Source organism: Actinacidiphila polyblastidii (assembly GCF_036353415.1).
GTDB classification, from domain to species: domain Bacteria; phylum Actinomycetota; class Actinomycetes; order Streptomycetales; family Streptomycetaceae; genus Actinacidiphila; species Actinacidiphila polyblastidii.
Window position 1 is genome coordinate 69989 of record NZ_JAZEWV010000019.1, and the last position, 14242, is coordinate 84230.

The following is a 14242-nucleotide window of genomic DNA, read 5'->3' on the forward strand; positions in this document are numbered from 1 at the left end:
GCGGTGGGCGCGGCGCGGGCTCAGGTGGCGGCGGGGCGCAGGCGCAGTCCCTGCATGCCGCCGTCGACGGCGAGCGCGGTGCCGGTGACGCCGGCCGCGGCCGGGCCGGCGAGGTAGGCGATCGCCGCGGCGACCTCGTCCGCGCTGACCAGCCGGCCGATCGGCTGGCGCGCGTCGAGCGCGGCCCGCTCCGCGGCCGGGTCCTCGGCCTGGGCGAGCAGCCGGCCGATCCACGGGGTGTCCGCGGTACCGGGGTTGACGCAGTTGACCCGCACGCCCTCGCGCACGTGGTCGGCGGCCATCGCCAGGGTCAGCGAGAGCACCGCGCCCTTGCTCGCGCTGTACAGCGCGCGCTGGGGCAGTCCCGCGGTCGCGGCGATGGAGCAGGTGTGGGTGATCGAGGCGCAGCCGGGCCGCCGGACGGCGGCCTCGCGCAGGTACGGCAGCGCGGCGCGGGCGGTGCGGACCATGCCGAGCACGTTGACGTCCAGCACCCGGTGCCACTCGTCGTCGGGGTTGTCCTCGACCGTGCCGATGGCGCCGATCCCGGCGTTGCTCACCAGGACGTCCAGCCCGCCGAGGTGCTGCGCGGCCCGGTCCACCGCGGCCCTGACGCCGGCGTCGGAGGTGACGTCGGCGGTGACCGGGAAGGTGCCCTCGGGGGCGCCCGCGGTCTCCCGGTCGAGCACCGCCACGCGGGCGCCGCGCGCGGCGAGCAGCCTCGCGGTCGCCGCGCCGATCCCGGAGGCGCCGCCGGTGACGAGGGCGCTGAGACCGGCGAAGTCCTGCGGGGACTGCGGCGGCTGCGGGAACCGGGCGGCGCTCTGAGGCGTGGTGGTCATCGGGTCAGCTCCTGTCGTGCGGTCCACACCGGGCCGTCGGGGTAGCGGTACTCGGCAAGGGATGCGGGGACCATACGGGCGGAGAAGCCGGGCGCGTCAGGGGCGCGGTACCGGCCGTTCTCCATGACCACGGGATCGGTGAAGTGCTCGTGCAGGTGCGGGACGTACTCGATGACCCGGTCGTCCCAGGTCCCGGAGACGGCCACGAAGTCGAACATCGACAGGTGCTGCACGAGTTCGCAGAGCCCGACGCCGCCGGCGTGCGGGCAGACCGGGACGCCGAACTTCGCGGCGAGCAGCAGGATCGCGAGATTCTCGTTGACGCCGGCCACGCGGGCCGCGTCGATCTGCACGTAGTCCACCGCGCCGGCCTGCAGCAGCTGCTTGAACACCACGCGGTTGGCGACGTGTTCGCCGGTGGCGACCGGGACCGGCTGGCCGGCCCTGACCGCCGCGTGCGCCAGCACGTCGTCGGGGCTGGTGGGCTCCTCGATCCAGTGCGGCCGGTACGGCGCGAGCGCCCGCATCCAGTCGACCGCCTCGGCCACGTCCCAGCGCTGGTTGGCGTCGACGGCGATGCGCACGCCGGGCCCGACCGCCTCGCGGGCCAGCCGCATCCTGCGCAGGTCGTCGTCGAGGTCGGCGCCGACCTTCAGCTTGATCTGGCCGAATCCGGCCGCGACGGCCTCCTTGGCCAGCCGGGTCAGCTTCTCGTCGCTGTACCCGAGCCAGCCGGGCTCGGTGGTGTACGCCGGGTAGCCCTCGCGGCGCAGCAGCGCGGCGCGTTCGGCGCGGCCGGGCTCCGCGCGGCGCAGGATCTCCAGCGCCTCGTCGCGGGTCAGCGCGTCGCTGAGGTAGCGGAAGTCGACCAGATCCGCGAGTTCTTCCGGCGTCATGCCGGCCAGCAGCTCCCACACCGGCAGTCCGGCCCGGCGCGCCGCCAGGTCCCAGGCGGCGTTGACCACCGCGCCGGCCGCCATGTGCATCACGCCCTTCTCCGGGCCGAGCCAGCGCAGCTGGGAGTCGTGGGTGAGCAGCCGGTAGAAGCCGCCGAGGTCGCCCGTGACGCTGTCCAGCGTGCGGCCGACCACGTAGGGTCGCAGGGCCCTGATGGCGGCGGCGACCACGTCGTTCCCGCGGCCGATGGTGAAACACAGGCCGTACCCGGCCAGGCCGCCGGGTGCGTCGGTGCGGAGCACCACGTACGCGGCGGAGTAGTCGGGGTCGGGGTTCATGGCGTCCGAGCCGTCGAGCTGCTCCGAGGTCGGAAAGCGGATGTCGAAGACGTCGACCTCGGTGATGGTCGGACTCATGCACACTCCCGTCGCAAGACATCGGATCTTTTTTCGGTGATCCGATGTATAGCCGCGCAGGCTCGGATCCGTCCAGGGGGAAGTCAGAACTTTGTGGATTACAGATCGGATGTCTCGCGGAGTTCGTCCCCGAATGTCCCGGCGCCTGTCCGACCGCCTCTCCCGGTGGCGGACCGGCTTGCCCGCCCGCCGCATGTCCGGGCGATGGCTGCTGCGCTGCCTGCGACGTGCGACGACGGCCGCCACCGTGCTCAGCGTGCTGGCCGTCGCGGCCGCCGCCACGGGCCTGCGGGCGCAGTACGCGGGCGACCCGGCGGCCGCCGGGCGCAGCCGCGGGCATGACGCGGTGTGGCTCGGCCACGCCTGGATCGACGGCCGGCGCGACGCGGCCGACCTGGAGCACTTGCGCTCCGAGGTGGCCGGCACCGGCCTGCGCGACCTGTACGTGCACGCCGGGCCGCTGGCGGACGACGGCACCCTCGACCCCTCTCTCTACCCGCGCGCCGCGCGGTTCCTCGCCGACGTCCACCGGGTGCTGCCCGGCGTCCGGGTGCAGGCCTGGCTGGGCGACCTGGTCGCCGGCGGGGGCAGGCCCGGCATGCGGCTCGCCGACCCCTCGGTGCGGCGCAGCGTGCGGGCGTCGTGCGCGCAGATCCTCGACGCCGGCTTCGAGGGCGTCGACCTCGACCTGGAGCCGATCCCCTCGGGGAACGGCGACTACCTGACCCTGCTGGACTCCCTGCACGACCTGACCGAGGGCCGCGGGGTGCCGCTGTCCGCCGCGGTGCCGCAGATCGACCCGCTGCCCGGCCTGCACACCGTGGCGTTCCTGCCGTTCAGCCACCCCAAGTGGTGGTCCCAGGCGTACTTCGGCCAGGTCGCGCGGCGGGTCGACCAGGTGGCGGTGATGGCGTACGACACCGCGATGCCCACCACCGCGCTCTTCGGCGGCTACGTGGCCCAGCAGACCGCCCTGGCGCTGCGGGTCACCCCGGCGACCACCGAGCTGCTGATCGGCCTGCCGGCCTTCCACACCGGCAACATGGGCCACCACGCCTACGCCGAGACCATGGCGGCCGCGGTGCGCGGCGCGAAGGTGTCGCTGGCGCGTCACGACCCGCACCGGCGCTCCTTCGGCCTGGCGCTGTACGTCGACTTCGGCGGTACCGCCCGGGGCGGCGTCAGCATGGGAGCCACGCCGGACGACTGGGCCGCCTATCGCCGGGGTTGGGGCACGGCGGGCGGTACGCCGTAGGCTTGGTGCCGCACGTCAGGCAGCAGGAGAGCAGCCGGACACGGGGACGGCGACGCCCGCCCCCTCCGGCCGGAAGGAGGCGCTGGGTGATCGAGCTCGAGGGGGTGCCCGAGCTGATCGACCCGGTCATGGTGGCCGCGTTCGAGGGCTGGAACGACGCGGGGGACGCGGCCTCCACCGCGGTCGGCCACATGGACCGGGAGTTCAAGGGCGAGGTCTTCGCGGCGCTCGACGCCGAGGACTACTACGACTTCCAGGTCAACCGGCCCACGGTGTGGATGGACGGCGGAGCACGCAAGATCACCTGGCCGACGACCCGGCTGTCGGTGGTCCGCGTCACGTCGCCCAGGCCCCGCGACCTGGTGCTGGTCCGCGGCATCGAGCCCAGCATGCGCTGGCGCTCGTTCTGCAACGAGATCCTGGGCTTCGCCCACGAGCTGGGCGTGGAGATGGTGGTGGTGCTCGGGGCGCTGCTCGGCGACACCCCGCACACCCGCCCGGTGCCGGTCACCGGCGTCACCTCGGACGCCGACCTGGCCACCGCGCTCCACCTGGAGGAGTCCCGGTACGAGGGACCGACCGGCATCGTCGGCATCCTCCAGGAGGCGTGCACGCACGCGGGCATCCCGGCCGTCAGCCTGTGGGCCGCGGTCCCGCACTACGTGTCGCAGCCGCCCAACCCCAAGGCCACGCTGGCGCTGCTCAACCGCCTGGAGGACCTGCTCGACCTGCGCATTCCGCAGGGCGAGCTGCCCGAGGACGCGCGCGCCTGGCAGGTCGGCGTCGACCAGCTGGCCGCCGAGGACAGCGAGGTCGCGGAGTACGTGCAGACGCTGGAGGAGGCCCGCGACACCGCGGAGCTGCCCGAGGCGTCCGGCGAGGCGATCGCCAAGGAGTTCGAGCGGTACCTTCGCCGCCGCGACCCCTCGCACGGCGACTACGCCACCAGCGAGGGCGGCGACGGGGTCCCTCCGATCCGCGACCACTCGCCCGCGCCGCGGGACGACGCCGGCGCGGCCGACCCGAGCCCGCCGGACGCCGCGGCGGCCGGGGACGCGGGAACGGCCGGGGGCACCGGAGCGGGCGGGGATGACGCGACCGGCGACGAGCCGGGCGACACGGCCGGCGAGGGGAACGGCGCCGACGAGGAGACCGGGGACGACGACGGCATGAAGTGACGCCGCACGTCGGACGTGACAAGGGGGCGCCCACGCCGGTGGGCGCCCCCTTGTCACGTCCCGCCGACAATCCTGCCCTTTGCACGATATTGCGGCCCGAAGGACAGAATGCCGCCCGAGAGAATACGGCGGGAGAGAGCCAGAAGAACGCCTAGATGCATGGCGCAATGACGCCACGTCCGCTTTGTTGCTATCAAACCCGAACTATCGGTGACCCGGATCACATGGCTGGAGCGGCCGACGCCGCCCCGGCCGGAATCCCCTCGACCAGGCGCACTACCGGCAGTACGATGGCTCGCAGCACCGACAACGTCGTCTTCTCGTGGGGGGGAGCATGACTTCTGTTCTGCACATCGATGACACGGATGTCCGGATTCTCATGCTGATGCGCGCCGGATTCTCCGATGCGACCATCAGCAGAAAACTTTCGCGTGGCCACCGCACAATTCAGCGGCGAATAGGCCAGATGATGGACCGGTTCGGCGTTTCCGGCCGATTCGCCCTTGGTGTGCGAGTCGCAGAACTCAACCTTCTCGCATCGGTGGAAATCGCCGATTCCGGCATCGGAATGAGCGGCTCCGCGTCCGCCCGGCCGCTGTGACCGGCGCCCCCCGGCCGCGGCCGGGGGGACACCAGGGACGCCGGGCCTGCGCGGAACGCTCAGCTCAGAGCGCGACGCCGAGCAGCGCGTCGACCGCGCGGGAGACCAGGCCGGGCGCGCCGGTGTCGGCGCCGCCCTCGGCGGTCTGCGCCGCCGCCCAGCGGTCCACCGCCGCCAGCGCCCGGGGCGCGTCCAGGTCGTCGGCGAGCGCCTCGCGGATCTCCTCGACCAGCGACTCGGCCGGCCGGCCGTCGGGCCGGGAGACCGCCGCGCGCCAGCGGTCGAGGCGCCGCACCGCCTCGGCGAGCACCGCGTCGGTCCACTCCCAGTCCGCACGGTAGTGGTGGGCGAGCAGCGCGAGCCGGATCGCCGCCGGGTCGGTGCCCTCGCGGCGCAGCGTGGAGACGAAGACCAGGTTGCCCTTGGACTTCGACATCTTCTCGCCGTGCAGCCCGACCATCCCCGCGTGCACGTACGCCTTCGCGTACGGGTAGCCGCCGGTGAGCACCTGGGCGTGCGAGGCGCCCATCTCGTGGTGCGGGAAGGCCAGGTCGGAGCCGCCGCCCTGGACGTCGAAGCCCATCCCGAGGTGGTCCAGCGCGATGGCGACGCACTCGATGTGCCAGCCGGGGCGGCCCGCGCCGAGCGACCCGCCGTCCCAGCTCGGCTCGCCCTCGCGGGCGGCCAGCCAGAGCATCGGGTCCAGCGGGTTCTTCTTGCCCGGCCGGTCGGGGTCGCCGCCGCGCTCGGCGGACAGCAGCCGCATGGCGGCCGCGTCCAGTCCTGAGACCTTGCCGAAGTCCGGATCGGACTCGACGGCGAAGTAGACGTCGCCGTCCAGCTCGTAGGCGGCGCCCGCCGCGCGCAGCCGCTCGACGAGCGGCACGATGCCCGGTATGGCCTCGACCGCGCCGATGTAGTGCGCCGGCGGCAGCATCCGCAGCGCGGTCATGTCCTCGCGGAAGAGCGCGGTCTCGCGCTCGGCGAGCGCGGTCCAGTCCTCGCCGGTCTCGACGGCCCGCTGGAGCAGCGGGTCGTCCACGTCGGTGACGTTCTGCACGTAGTGCACCTGGCGCTTCGTGTCGAGCCACACCCGCTGGACCAGGTCGAACGCGTTGTACGTGGCCGCGTGACCGATGTGGGTGGCGTCGTAGGGGGTGATCCCGCAGACGTAGATGCGGGCGACGGGCCCCGGCTCGACGGTGACGGGACCGCCGGTCGAGGTGTCGTGGAGACGGAGAGCGCGTCCGGCGCCGGGAAGGGCGGGGACGTCGGAAGCTGGCCAGGCATGCATGAGACGAGGTTAACCGGGCGGCTCGCCGGCAACACGGCGGGGAGCAGCGACGACGCCGCGCCGGGGGCCCGCGGGGCCCCGGCGGAGCCGTTCAGACCGGCGGCCAGGGGATCGACGGCCAGCGTCCGCCGGGGGCGGGATGGGTGCCGGTCTCGCGCAGCAGCGCGACGCGTGCGCGCAGCGCCTCGGTCTCCGCCGCGGTCAGCAGCGCGGCGAGCCGCTCGCCCAGCTCCCCGTCGAGCGCGCCGGCCAGCGTCTCCAGCACCGGCAGCGCCTCGGCCGGCAGCGGCTCGCCCGCCCAGCCCCACAGCAGGGTGCGCAGCTTGTCCTCGGTGTGGAAGGTGACCCCGTGGTCGATGCCGTAGATCCGCCCCCCGGCGGCCGGCAGCAGGTGGCCGCCCTTGCGGTCGGCGTTGTTGATGACCGCGTCCAGCACCGCCATGCGGCGCAGGCGTATGTCGTCGGCGTGCACCAGCAACGCGGTGCGGCCCTCCTCGACCTCCGCCTCGACCACGGCCTTCCAGCCCGCGGCCGGCTCCAGGTCCTCGGAGAGCGCGAGCAGCGCGCCGCCCTCGGCGTCCTGGCCGGCGGCCGGCTCGATCCACAGCTGGACCATGCCCTCGCCGTACGGCCCGTCCCGCAGCACGGTGGGCGGCACCAGACCCCAGCCGGTGGCCTCGGAGACCAGGTACGCGGCGACCTCGCGCTGGGCGAGGGTGCCGTCCGGGAAGTCCCACAGCGGGCGCTCGCCGGCCACCGGCTTGTACACGCAGGCGACGGTGCGGCCCTGGTACGCGCATCCGCAGTAGAGCACCGCGTTGGAGGCGTCCCGCACCCGTCCGCGCACGGTCAGCTCGCCGTGCAGCAGCGCCTCGGTGTCCACCGGGGTCAGGCCGACCTCCGGTACCCGTTCTGACGCGGGCATACGTGTCCTTCCGGGTCCAGGGGCAGACTGCACAGCGGGCAGGGCGGGCGGCCGGCGGAGACGACGTCGAGGGCGCGCTTGGCGAAGGAGCGGGCCTGGGCGCCGGAGAGCAGCACGCGCAGCAGCGGCGGGCCGTTCTCGTCGTCCTGGAGCATCTGCTCCTCGGTGGCCTCGAGCTCCTCGTCGTCCTCGGCGGCGATCTCGACCAGCGCCTGGGCCTCGATGACCATGCGGTCGTGGGCGCCGTCCCACGCCAGCGCCATGGTGCCGACCCGGAACTCCTCCTCGACCGGCACGTCCAGCGGCGCGGTGTCCGCCATCTCGGCGGGTGCGACGGCCGGCACCGGCGCGTTGCCGCCGCTGCGCCGTACGACCTCGTCCAGCAGTTCGTCGATCCGCTCGGCGAGCGCGGCCACCTGGGTCTTCTCCAGCGCGACGCTGGTGGTCCGGCCCTTGACGGTGGCCTGCAGGAAGAACGTCCGCTGGCCGGGCTGGCCGACGGTCCCGGCGACGAATCGGTCGGGGTGTTCGTAGAAGAAGACCTGACGGGGCACGCCTTGCTCCGTTTGCTTGTCTGAACGTCTGTTGTCCGGCCGCCGTGCTGCCGGGTGTACGTGGGGCGGGAGGTACGTGGGGCGGAGTGTGCGGGCGGGGCGTCAGCGCTCGTCCCGCCGGTCACCCACCCTACTGCGGAAGCCGATCACGGGGTGCCGGTGGACCCTCCCACCACGGCGTCCTCGCTCGCCGCGGGGCCCGGTCGCGGCGCCGGGGCGAGCCCGCTGAGGTCGCCGGTGTCACCCAGTTTGAGCAGGAAGGGGCGGTGCGGGGTGTAGTGGATCGCGGTGACCGAGCAGGGGTCGGCGGCGATCCGCTGGAACAGGTCGAGGTGCAGCCCGAGGGCGTCCGCGACCAGCGACTTGATGATGTCGCCGTGCGAACAGACCACGTACAGCGCCTCGGGGCCGTGCTCGGCCTCGATCCTGGCGTTCCAGTCGCGCACGGCGTCCACCGCGCGGGCCTGCATCGCGCGCAGGCTCTCACCCTCCTCGCCGGGGAACACCGCGGCGGACGGGTGCCGCTGGACGGTCGCCCACAGCGGCTCCTCGGCGAGTTCGGAGAGTTTGCGGCCGGTCCAGTCGCCGTAGTGGCACTCACCGAGGCGTTCCTCGGTGTGCAGCGTCAGCTCGGGGCGGGTGTCGAGGAGCGGTTTGACGGTCTCGGCGCAGCGCTGCAGCGGGCTGCAGACGACGGCGGCGAGCGGCAGGCCGACCAGCCGGGCGGCGAGCGCGGTGGCTTGGGCCCGGCCGGTGTCGTCGAGTACGACGCCAGGGCTCCAGCCGGCCAGCACGCCTTCGGCGTTGGCGGTCGAACGGCCGTGCCGGACAAGGATCACGGTGGGCATGTCCGCCACCGTAACCCTTCTCGGCCGCGGCCGTTGTGCTGGGTGACGGCCGTGGCGGGGAAGATCCCCCCGAGCCCCCACCACGGCCGCGGAATTCCGGCCCTTCGCGGCATCCCCTGCCCCCGGGGCACTCCTCGCCGTCCGACCTCCTGGATAGGGTGCAGGTGCCCGTTCTCCGCCGACTGCCGGGCGCCGTGCGCCGGTGGCCGCGGCGGGGAGCGGACGACAGGTGCCAGCGGCCGAGGGGCGCTGGGAGTCGGTATCGCGAAGCGGGTGGAGATGTTCGGCAAGGCGACCAGGACCCGTCCGCACACCGCACCCGGATCGGGGACGGCGGGCGCGGACTGGTCGGCCCACCGCCGGCTGGAGGACGCCGCGGCGGTGTACTTCCTGCACGCGGACGTGGCGCTGGACGCGATCGAGGGCGTGCTCGGCCGCCGCCGGGTGCGGGGCTTCACCCTGGAGCGGGTGGTGGACCTGACCGAGGCGGGCACCTCGGTGTGGCAGGAGGCGGCGGTCTGCGACGGGCGGCGGCTGATCCTGTGGCACAGCGAGGAGTTGGCCGACGAGGCCGCCCCCGGCGGCACCGTGCTGGACTCCTCGGTGCAGGTGCTGCCGCTGGACTCGATCGCCCACGTCGGCATGCGCACCCTGGTGGGGCGCGACGAGCGGGGCCGGCGGATCGACCGCGGCGTCTTCCTGGTGCTGGCCACCTCGATGCCGCACGAGGTGAGCGCGGTCCAGGCCGAGCCGGGCACACCGCCGGCGGCGACCTCGGCGAAGGTGCGGCCGGAGGCGTTCCGCTTCAGCAAGTCGCTGGACGACGGCGGGCCGGGGCAGATAGCCCGGCTGATCGACTTCGGCCGGCTGCTGGGGCGCATCGTCCCCAGCGGCTGACCGGCCGGACCCGGCAGCCGCACGGCCGCACAGCTGCCGGGCTGCCGGGCTGCCGGGCCGACAGACCCTAGGCCAGGCCCGCGATCTCCAGCGCGCGCACCCCGGCGCGCAGGCCCGCGACGCGCTCGTCCAGGGAGAATCCCGCGGGGGCCAGCGTGAGGGTGGTGACGCCCGCCTCGGCGTACTCCCGCATCCGGTCGGCGATCCGCTCGACGGGGCCGAGCAGGCTGGTGGAGTCGATGAGGTCCTGCGGGACGGCGGCCGCCGCCGCGTCCTTCTCCCCCGCCAGGTACGCGTCCTGGATCCGCGCGGCTTCCTTCTCGTAGCCCATGCGCTGCGCGAGCTGGTTGTAGAAGTTCTGCTTGCGGCTGCCCATGCCGCCGACGTAGAGGGCGGTGTAGGGGCGGAACAGGTCGGCGAGCGCGGCCACGTCGTCGCCGAGCGCCAGCGGCAGCGTCGGGCACACGTCGAAGCCGTCCAGGCTGAGCCCGGCCTTCTCGCGGCCGGCACGGATGTGCCGCAGCGCGGTGTCCTCCAGGTGCGCGGCGGACGGGAAGATGAGCAGCGCGCCGTCGGCGATCTCGCCGGTCTGCTCCAGGTTCTTCGGGCCGATCGCCGCGATGTACAGCGGGATGTGCTCGCGCTGCGGATGCACCGTCAGCTTGATCGGCTTGCCGGGGCCGTCCGGCAGCGGCAGCGTCCAGTGCTCGCCCTGGTACGACAGGCGCTCGCGGGTCATCGCCCGGCGGACGATCTCGACGTACTCGCGGGTGCGCGACAGCGGCTTGTCGAACCTGACGCCGTACCAGCCCTCGGAGACCTGCGGCCCCGACACGCCGAGGCCGAGCCGGAAGCGGCCGCCGGAGAGCGAGTCCAGGGTCGCGGCGGTCATCGCGGTCATCGCCGGGGTGCGCGCCGGGATCTGGAAGATGGCCGAACCGACGTCGATCCGCTCGGTCTGCGCGGCGACCCAGGACAGCACCGTCGGAGCGTCCGAGCCGTACGCCTCGGCGGCCCAGCAGACGTCGTAGCCCAGCCGGTCCGCCTCCTGCGCGACGGCCAGGTTGTCCGTGTCCATCCCGGCTCCCCAGTAGCCGAGGTTGATCCCGAGCCGCATGCCGCTCCCCTTTTACTGGTGAGTAACGTCGTTGTCCCTCAGGACTGTAGCGCTCCCGCACGGCGATCACGCCTGTCGGGTACGTCACTGCTGCCCATGAGGCCGGTGCGGGCGCTAGCCTCAGCGGTCATGGAGCAAAGGCACCTCGGCCGGACCGGGCTGCGCGTGTCCCGGTTCGGGCTGGGCACCCTGACCTGGGGGCGCAACACCGGCGAACGCGACGCCGCCGACCAGTTGAAGGCTTTCTGGGACGCGGGCGGCACGCTCGTCGACACGGCCGACGTCTACGCCGACGGAGGCGCCGAGTACCTGCTCGGCCGGCTGGTCGAGGACCTGGTGCCCCGCTCCGATCTGGTCATCGCCACCAAGGCGGGCAGCGTGCCCGATCCGGACCGCAGGTTCGACTGCTCCCGGGGGCACCTGCTGTCCGCCCTCGACGCCTCCCTCCAGCGGCTCGGCACCGACTACGTCGACCTGTGGCAGGTGCACGCCTACGACCCCGGCACCCCGCTGGAGGAGACCCTCCAGGCACTGGACATCGCCGTCAGCTCGGGACGGGCCCGCTACGTGGGGGTGTCCAACTTCTGCGGCTGGCAGCTCGCCAAGGCCGCGGCCTGGCAGCTCGCCGCCCCGGGCAGGACCGCGCTGGCCAGCACGCAGATGGAGTACTCCCTGCTGCAGCGCGGCGTGGAGCGCGAGGTGCTGCCCGCCGCGGCCGACCTCGGCCTCGGCCTGCTGCCGTCCTCGCCGCTGGGCCGCGGCGTGCTCACCGGGAAGTACCGCCACGGCACGCCGTCGGACTCGCGCGGCGGCTCGCAGGACATGGCCGCCTTCGTGGCGCCGTACCTGGACGAGACGGCACGGCTGATCGTGGACGCGCTGGCCATAGCCGCCGACGGCCTGGCGGTCTCACCGCTGCACGTCGCGCTGGCGTGGGTGCGGGACCGGCCGGGCGTCACCGCGCCGATCCTCGGCGCGCGCAACGCCGCGCAGCTCACGGCGGCGTTGTCAGTGGAGGCGCTTAGTCTGCCCGAAGAGATCAATCTGGCGCTGGACGACGTCTCGGCGCCACTGCACCGCTACCCGGACCACGACTGGAGCACGCTCTGAGTCCGGTCCGGCCGCTCCACGGAAGGCTTTCGCTGTGACCACCGACAAGAACGCCGCTTCCGGCGAGGCGCCGGGCGAGGGCGCCGCGTCCCCGTCCGCGGCTCCCCCCGCCCGCCCGGGCACCGCGGACCTCTCGGCGCTCGCGGCGGCCGTCCGGTCCATCGAGCGCGGCGAGAACCCCTCCGCCCCGGCCCCGCGCGGCGACGCCGCCGCGGCCCGGCGCAAGCGCCGGGAGGCGATGGCGGCCGAGGCCGAGGCGCTCCAGGCGGCGGAGGCGGCCGGGGCGGCTGCCGCCGTGCCGGGGACGGACGCGCGCGCCGAGGCGGGCGCGGCCCCGGAATCGGAGAGCGCGGCGGCCGCGGATCGCCCTGCGGGTGAGTCGCCGCAGGCGGCACCGGACCCCGGCGCGGAGGCGGACGGCGCCGGCGCCGTGGAGGGGCCGCCGGAGGCGGCCTCCGCACCGGCGGCGCCACCGGCTCCGGGCGGCCGGCCCGCGCGCGCGGCGGGGAGCGGTGGCCGCCGGGGCGGGGCGGTGGCGCGGCGGGCGGCGCTCGACGCGCGGGCCGTGGACGCCGCGCGCGAGGTGCTGGTCGCGGGCGGCGCACCGGCGGACCTCGCAGAGGAGGCCGTGCGGACGCTCGGCGAAGGCGCGGCCGACGCGCTGCGGGACGACCCCTGGGCGGTGCTGGGGCTGGAGGGCGTGCGGGTGGAGCACGCCGACGCCTTCGCACGGGCCGCGCTCGGCCCCGGCTGCCGGCCGGACGACGAACGCAGGGCCCGCGCCCTGGTGGCGCACATGATGGAGCTGGCCGCCGAGCGCGGCCACACCGCGCTCGCCGCCGAGGCGCTCAAGGCCGCGCTCGCCCAGCAGGCGGTGCCCGACCCGGCCGCCGCCGTGGCGGCCGCGGTGGAGGACGGCGGGGTGCTGGTCTTCCGCGACGACCGGGACGGCTCGCCGCTGCCGTCGCCCTCCGCCGCGGACGGCGGTGAGGGCGACGAGGACGAGGACGGCCCGGAGGTGCCGCTGCTGCTGGGCCTCGACCGCTACGCCCTGGCCGAGGAGAGCCTCGCCGACGGGCTGGTGCGGCTGCTGCGGTCCTTCGAACCGGACGACGGCGCGGCCGCGTGGGAGAAGGCCGCCGCGGACGCCCCCTCCCCCTCCGCGGCCGAGCTGGTCCGCGCCGTCGCGGGCAGCGGACTCGTGCTGCACACCGGAGGTGAGGCGGCTCGCGCCGAGCCCGCCGCCCTGGTGGCCGCCGCCCGCGCCACGGGCCTGCGGGCGTACGCCGCCGCGTACACCGAGGACGGCAGGCGGCGGCTGGCCCGCGCGCTGGACGGCGCGGCGGGCGAGGACGCCGCCGTGACCGTGGAGGACCTGCTGGAGGGCGTCAGGGGGCCCGGCCGCAGCCCGGACGGCAGTCTCGCGCTCGACCTGCTGGCCGTGCTGGACGCACCGCAGCTGTCCGTGGTGGAGGCCACCGACCTGGTGGAGGCCCTGCCGGACGGCGCCCGGCTGGTGCTCAGCGGCGACCCGTACGCGCTGTGGTCGGCCGGCCCCGGCCGGGTCTTCGCCGACCTGCTGGCCGCCAGGGCCTGCCCGCGGGTCACCTCCCGCACCCCCGACTCCGGTCCGATCGGCGAGCTGGTCTCCTGCGTCGGCGAGGGCGAACTCGCCACGGTGGACGCGCCGGACAAGGAGGTCGTGGTCGTCCCGGTGCGCGACCCGCGCGAGGCGGTGCACCGCGCGGTCCAGCTCGTCGCGGACTCGGTGCCGCGGGCGATCGGCGTGCCCGCCGAGCACACCCAGGTGATCGTGCCGGCGCACGGCGGTCCGGTGGGCACCCGCGCGCTCAACTCCGCGCTCAAGGAACGGCTCAACCCCGGCCCCGGGCGGTTCGCCGGATTCGATCCCGGCGACCGGGTCGTGCACGTGCCGCGCCCCGGCCGTACGCTCCCCGGCACCGTCGTCGGCGCCGACGAGCGGGGCCTGCGGCTGGACTGCGGGGACGAACCGGTGCTGGTGCCACGGGAGGAGGTGGCGGGAACGGTGCGGCACGGCTGGGCGGTCACCGGCCACCAGGCGGCCGGGATGCGCTGGCCCGCCGTGGTCGTCGTGGTGCCGGGCGACGCGGGGGCGCTGCTCAGCCGTTCGTGGGTGTACACCGCGTTCGGCCGCGGCGAGCGCCATCTGTCGGTGGTGCAGGGCGGCGACCAGGCGCTGGCCCAGGCCGTCGCAGGACCGGCGGCGAAGGAGCGCACGACCAGGCTGGTCTCGGTGCTGCGGGAGCTGACCGCGGACGGCTGACGC

13 protein-coding genes are annotated in these 14242 nt (G+C 74.8%); 6 read left to right on the top strand and 7 right to left on the bottom strand.

Annotation, left to right across the window (positions count from 1 at the left end; all coding sequences use genetic code 11):
- Positions 1 to 20: 20 nt before the first annotated feature.
- Both V2S66_RS21830 and V2S66_RS21835 read right to left on the bottom strand, forming a co-directional pair.
- Complete coding sequence (locus V2S66_RS21830) at positions 21 to 842, bottom strand: SDR family NAD(P)-dependent oxidoreductase (RefSeq protein WP_330797604.1); 822 nt, start codon at positions 840 to 842, stop codon at positions 21 to 23.
- Positions 839 to 2155 carry an L-fuconate dehydratase gene (locus tag V2S66_RS21835; protein WP_330797605.1) on the bottom strand — a complete coding sequence of 439 codons (1317 nt, stop codon included), beginning with the start codon at positions 2153 to 2155 and terminating at the stop codon, positions 839 to 841. The genes V2S66_RS21830 and V2S66_RS21835 overlap by 4 nt, the downstream gene beginning before the upstream one ends.
- Positions 2156 to 2348: 193 nt before the next feature.
- On the opposite strand from V2S66_RS21835, the gene V2S66_RS21840 reads away from it, so the two are divergent.
- From V2S66_RS21840 to V2S66_RS21850, 3 genes are all read left to right on the top strand, one after another.
- Positions 2349 to 3410 carry a glycoside hydrolase family 18 protein gene (locus V2S66_RS21840; RefSeq protein WP_330797606.1) on the top strand — a complete coding sequence of 354 codons (1062 nt, stop codon included), beginning with the start codon at positions 2349 to 2351 and terminating at the stop codon, positions 3408 to 3410.
- An 86-nt stretch (positions 3411 to 3496) separates the two neighbouring features.
- Entirely contained in the window at positions 3497 to 4588 is a 1092-nt protein-coding gene (locus tag V2S66_RS21845) for a PAC2 family protein (protein WP_330797607.1), read from the top strand.
- 334 nt (positions 4589 to 4922) lie between these two features.
- The gene (locus V2S66_RS21850; RefSeq protein ID WP_330797608.1) at positions 4923 to 5189 is read left to right on the top strand and encodes a helix-turn-helix domain-containing protein; all 267 of its coding nucleotides are present in this window, start codon (positions 4923 to 4925) and stop codon (positions 5187 to 5189) included.
- Between the two features lie 64 nt (positions 5190 to 5253).
- Here V2S66_RS21850 and mshC read toward each other — a convergent pair whose 3' ends face one another.
- From mshC to V2S66_RS21870, 4 genes are all read right to left on the bottom strand, one after another.
- The gene (mshC, locus tag V2S66_RS21855) at positions 5254 to 6483 is read right to left on the bottom strand and encodes a cysteine--1-D-myo-inosityl 2-amino-2-deoxy-alpha-D-glucopyranoside ligase (protein ID WP_330797609.1); all 1230 of its coding nucleotides are present in this window, start codon (positions 6481 to 6483) and stop codon (positions 5254 to 5256) included.
- A 91-nt stretch (positions 6484 to 6574) separates the two neighbouring features.
- Positions 6575 to 7408 (bottom strand): SCO1664 family protein, encoded by an 834-nt coding sequence (locus V2S66_RS21860; RefSeq protein ID WP_330797610.1) that lies wholly within the window; start codon positions 7406 to 7408, stop codon positions 6575 to 6577.
- Entirely contained in the window at positions 7372 to 7962 is a 591-nt protein-coding gene (locus V2S66_RS21865) for a DUF3090 domain-containing protein (RefSeq protein WP_330797611.1), read from the bottom strand. The genes V2S66_RS21860 and V2S66_RS21865 overlap by 37 nt, the downstream gene beginning before the upstream one ends.
- Positions 7963 to 8108: 146 nt before the next feature.
- Positions 8109 to 8810, bottom strand: coding sequence for a histidine phosphatase family protein (locus V2S66_RS21870; protein ID WP_330797612.1), 702 nt, complete (start codon positions 8808 to 8810; stop codon positions 8109 to 8111).
- A 279-nt stretch (positions 8811 to 9089) separates the two neighbouring features.
- On the opposite strand from V2S66_RS21870, the gene V2S66_RS21875 reads away from it, so the two are divergent.
- Complete coding sequence (locus V2S66_RS21875) at positions 9090 to 9707, top strand: hypothetical protein (RefSeq protein WP_330797647.1); 618 nt, start codon at positions 9090 to 9092, stop codon at positions 9705 to 9707.
- A 67-nt stretch (positions 9708 to 9774) separates the two neighbouring features.
- Here the strand turns inward: V2S66_RS21875 and V2S66_RS21880 are convergent, their stop codons facing one another.
- Positions 9775 to 10824, bottom strand: coding sequence for an LLM class F420-dependent oxidoreductase (locus V2S66_RS21880; protein WP_330797613.1), 1050 nt, complete (start codon positions 10822 to 10824; stop codon positions 9775 to 9777).
- Between the two features lie 129 nt (positions 10825 to 10953).
- On the opposite strand from V2S66_RS21880, the gene V2S66_RS21885 reads away from it, so the two are divergent.
- Together V2S66_RS21885 and V2S66_RS21890 are read left to right on the top strand one after the other, a co-directional pair.
- Positions 10954 to 11934, top strand: a complete 981-nt coding sequence (locus V2S66_RS21885) for an aldo/keto reductase (RefSeq protein WP_330797614.1) — start codon at positions 10954 to 10956, stop codon at positions 11932 to 11934.
- Between the two features lie 238 nt (positions 11935 to 12172).
- Positions 12173 to 14239, top strand: coding sequence for a helix-hairpin-helix domain-containing protein (locus tag V2S66_RS21890; protein ID WP_330797648.1), 2067 nt, complete (start codon positions 12173 to 12175; stop codon positions 14237 to 14239).
- Positions 14240 to 14242: the final 3 nt, after the last annotated feature.